This is a genomic window from Streptomyces swartbergensis (assembly GCF_002148965.1).
GTDB lineage: Bacteria > Actinomycetota > Actinomycetes > Streptomycetales > Streptomycetaceae > Streptomyces > Streptomyces swartbergensis.
In genome coordinates, this window is the sequence record NZ_NGFN01000541.1 from 1 (window position 1) to 3,404 (window position 3,404).

Genomic DNA, 3,404 nt, shown 5'->3' on the forward strand with positions numbered 1-3,404 from the left:
CACCCGCACCACGAGCCGGACGCACCCCGCGACCTGGTCGGCATCGGCATCGGCCCGTTCAACCTGTCCCTCGCCGCACTCGCCCACCCCCTCGGCGAACTCGACACCGCCTTCTACGAGCAACGCCCCGCCTTCGGCTGGCACTCCGGCCTGCTCATCGAGGGCGCGACCATCCAGGTGCCGTTCCTCGCCGACCTCGTCAGCCTCGCCGACCCCACCAGCCCCTGGACCTTCCTCAACTACCTCAGGTCCCGCGAGCGGCTCTTCCCCTTCTACTTCGCCGAGCGCCTCCACATCCAGCGCGCCGAGTACGACGCCTACTGCCGCTGGGTCAGCGAGAGCCTCCCCGGCCTCCACTTCGGCCACCAGGTCGACGCCGTCCGCTGGAACCCCGAACGCGACCTCTTCGAAGTCGACTTCACCCAGCTCGACGCCGACGGAGAAGCGGAGGCCCTCGGCCGCACCTACACACGGAACGTCGTCCTCGGCATCGGCACCGAGCCCTACGTCCCCGACCCCCTCAAACCCCTCGTCGAGGCCCCCGGCGTGCCCGTCGTGCACGCCGCCGACTACCTCGACCACCGCGCGGACCTCCTCACCGCCGAGCACGTCACCGTCGTGGGCATCGGACAGACCGGCGCCGAGATCTTCCTCGACCTGCTGCGGGGCAGGCCAGCCGGGCGCGAGAAACTCCACTGGCTCGGCCGCACCGAGGCCTTCGCCCCGATGGAGTACTCCAAGCTCGGCCTGGAACACTTCACCCCCGACCACACCCGCTACTTCCACGCCCTGCCCGAGTCCGCCCGCGACCGGCTCGTCGCCGGGCAGTGGCAACTGCACCAGGGCATCGACGCCGCCACCATCGCCGCCATCCACGACGAGCTGTACCGCCGCACCCTGCACGGCGGCTGGCCCGACGCCGTCCTCACCCCCGGCGTCCGCGTCCGCACCGCCGGCCGCGTCGCGACGACCAAAGTGGAACTGCACCTGGAGCACGACCGGCAGGACAGCCGCTCCCGCCTCACCACCGACGCCGTCGTCCTCGCCACCGGCTACCGCGAACGCCCCCTCGACCGCATCCTCGCCGGCCTCGACCCCTACATGCGCCGCGACAGCCAGGAACGCCCGCGCATCGACGAGGACTACCGCCTCGTCCTCGACCCGTCCGTCACCGGCACGGTCTACGTCCAGAACGCCGAGACCCACACGCACGGCGTCGGCGCCCCGGACCTCGGGCTCGCCGCCTGGCGCAGCGCGATCATCCTCAACTCCCTGACGGGCAGGGAGGCGTACGCGCTCCCGCGCCGCACCGCCTTCACCACCTTCGGCCTCACACAGCGGCAGCACGTCCCGGCGCCCCGTGAGGCACCGGCGCTGACCCCGCTCGTCGACGACCGAAGGTGACGAAGGACGCGGCTCGCAAGACCCACGGCTAGAAGACGGGCGTACCGTCCCGCGTGAGCTTCCAGTCCACCGCCGCGAACCCGGCCGGATCGATCGACCCCTTCGCCTTCACCCAGGCGATCATCGTGTTGCGGATCTCCTCCGAGTTCGACCACAGCACCGGGGCGGCGGCCACATGCGGGAAGTTCCCGCCGCCGTTGGCCCGGTAGTTGTTCACCGCGAACACGAACCTCGCGTCGTCCGCGAGCGGCTGCCCCTCGAACCGCACGTTCGTCACCCGCGAACCGGCCGGCTTCGCGATGTCGATCTCGTACGAAAGACCGCTCACCACGTCGTAGTTGTAGTCCGGCGTGCCGTTCGCGTTCGTCAGCTTCGCCGGATCCACCGGAGCACCCGGCGCCGTCTGCACGAAGTAGTTCGCCGAGAACTCCAGGTACGCCTTCATCTGCGCACCCGTCATCAGACGCGCCTCCAGCGTGTTCTCGAAGACGTACAGACCCGCCACGTCCCGGATCGTCACCTCGCCCGCCGGGATCCGGGCGGACCGCGAGAAGCACGCCGCCTGCGACAGCACCGGCAGCGCGGCGTGCTCCGTGCCCGCCAGAGCCTGCTTCACCGTGTCCGCCTGGATGTGGTTGATCAGATCGATGATCGGCACGTCCCTGTACGGCGCCTCGGCCGACGTCATCTCCGCCGCGTTCGTGCCGATGACCTGGTTGACGTACGCCACGACCTTCTCGTGCTCGTCGAGAAGCAGCCCGACGATCTTCGGATCCTCCTCCACCGTGTTGGAGTTCAGGACCTGCGCGCCCACCTTCTCGACCGTCCAGCGGCCCTTGTCCCACACCAGCTCGAAGTCGAACAGCGTCAGCCGCTGACCCCACTTCAGCGGCTCCGACAGCACGACCTGCTTGCCGGTCTTCTTGTTGGTGACGAAGTACTCCGGGATCTCCGTGTGCGCGTGCCCGACCAGGATCGCGTCGATCCCCGGAACCTGCTCGGCCACCAGCCCCGCCGCGTTCTCGATGTACGGCAGCTGATCACCGTAGGACGACTTCCCCGACGAACCGCTGTGCGCCGACACGATCACGACGTCCGCGCCCATCGACCGCAGCTTCGGCACCCACTTCGCCGCCTGCTCCTCCAGACCCGGGAACGTCATCTTCCCCTGCACGTTCGCCTTGTCCCAGATCGCGATCCCCGGGTTCGTCAGACCCAGCACCGCCACCTTCACATCCCGCCCGAACGGCGTGCGCAGCCGGTGCATGCTGTACGGCGCGAACGCCGGCCGCAGCGTCTTCGCGTCCAGCGCGTTCGCGCCCAGCAGCGGGAAACGACACTGCTGCTCGAACTTCCGCAGCACCGGAATGCCATAGTTGAACTCGTGGTTCCCGAGCGCCGCCGCGTCATAGCCCATGGCGTTCATGGCCTGCGCCATCGGGTGCACCGGGCCGCCCTCGGCCGTGATCGGGTCGACCTTCGCGTAGTAGTACGACAACTGCGTGCCCTGGATGGTGTCGCCCGCGTCGATCAGCAGCGTGTTGCGACGGCCCTTCTCCTCACGGACGCGGTTCACCAGGGTCGAGACCTTGGCGAGACCGATGTCGTTGTGGTCCTTGTCGTCGAACTCCTTGTCCGTGAAGTAGTCCCAGTTGAAGACGTTGCCGTGCAGGTCCGTCGTCCCCAGCACGGTGAAGGCGTACCGCTTCGCGCCCCGCTCGCCCTCGCGCGCCTCGGCCGCCTGCGCACCCGGCGCCCCGACCGCACCGGCCAGCGCCACCCCCGCCCCGGTCACGGCGGACTTCTCCAGGAACTTCCGGCGGTTCAACGGCATGTCTGGCTCCTCGCGGAATCTGTGAACGACGCGCGTAGATAACGCGCGTAGATTCTGACCCGCACATGACCGGCAGCAACAGACCCGCCAGGTTGCGATCTGATGACTCGACCCGCCCGCTCCACCCCTGTGGCCAGCCAAGACATGACAGAGTGGGACGTATGAC

Annotated in this window: 2 protein-coding genes; one reads left to right on the forward strand and one right to left on the reverse strand. The window is 68.9% G+C overall.

The window, feature by feature from the left end:
* Nucleotides 1-1,404 (forward strand): lysine N(6)-hydroxylase/L-ornithine N(5)-oxygenase family protein (locus tag CA983_RS41735; protein ID WP_244207326.1); only part of this gene is annotated, 1,404 nt, incomplete at its 5' end.
* A gap of 28 nt (nt 1,405-1,432) precedes the next feature.
* Here CA983_RS41735 and CA983_RS41740 read toward each other — a convergent pair.
* Nucleotides 1,433-3,238, reverse strand: coding sequence for a bifunctional metallophosphatase/5'-nucleotidase (locus tag CA983_RS41740; protein ID WP_086605862.1), 1,806 nt, complete (start codon nt 3,236-3,238; stop codon nt 1,433-1,435).
* Nucleotides 3,239-3,404 lie beyond the last annotated feature (166 nt).

What these genes read in the sequence shown, in the direction of transcription:
- CA983_RS41740 (WP_086605862.1), bottom strand. Translation starts at nt 3,238, where the DNA reads ATGCCGTTGAACCGCCGGAAGTTCCTGGAGAAGTCCGCCGTGACCGGG.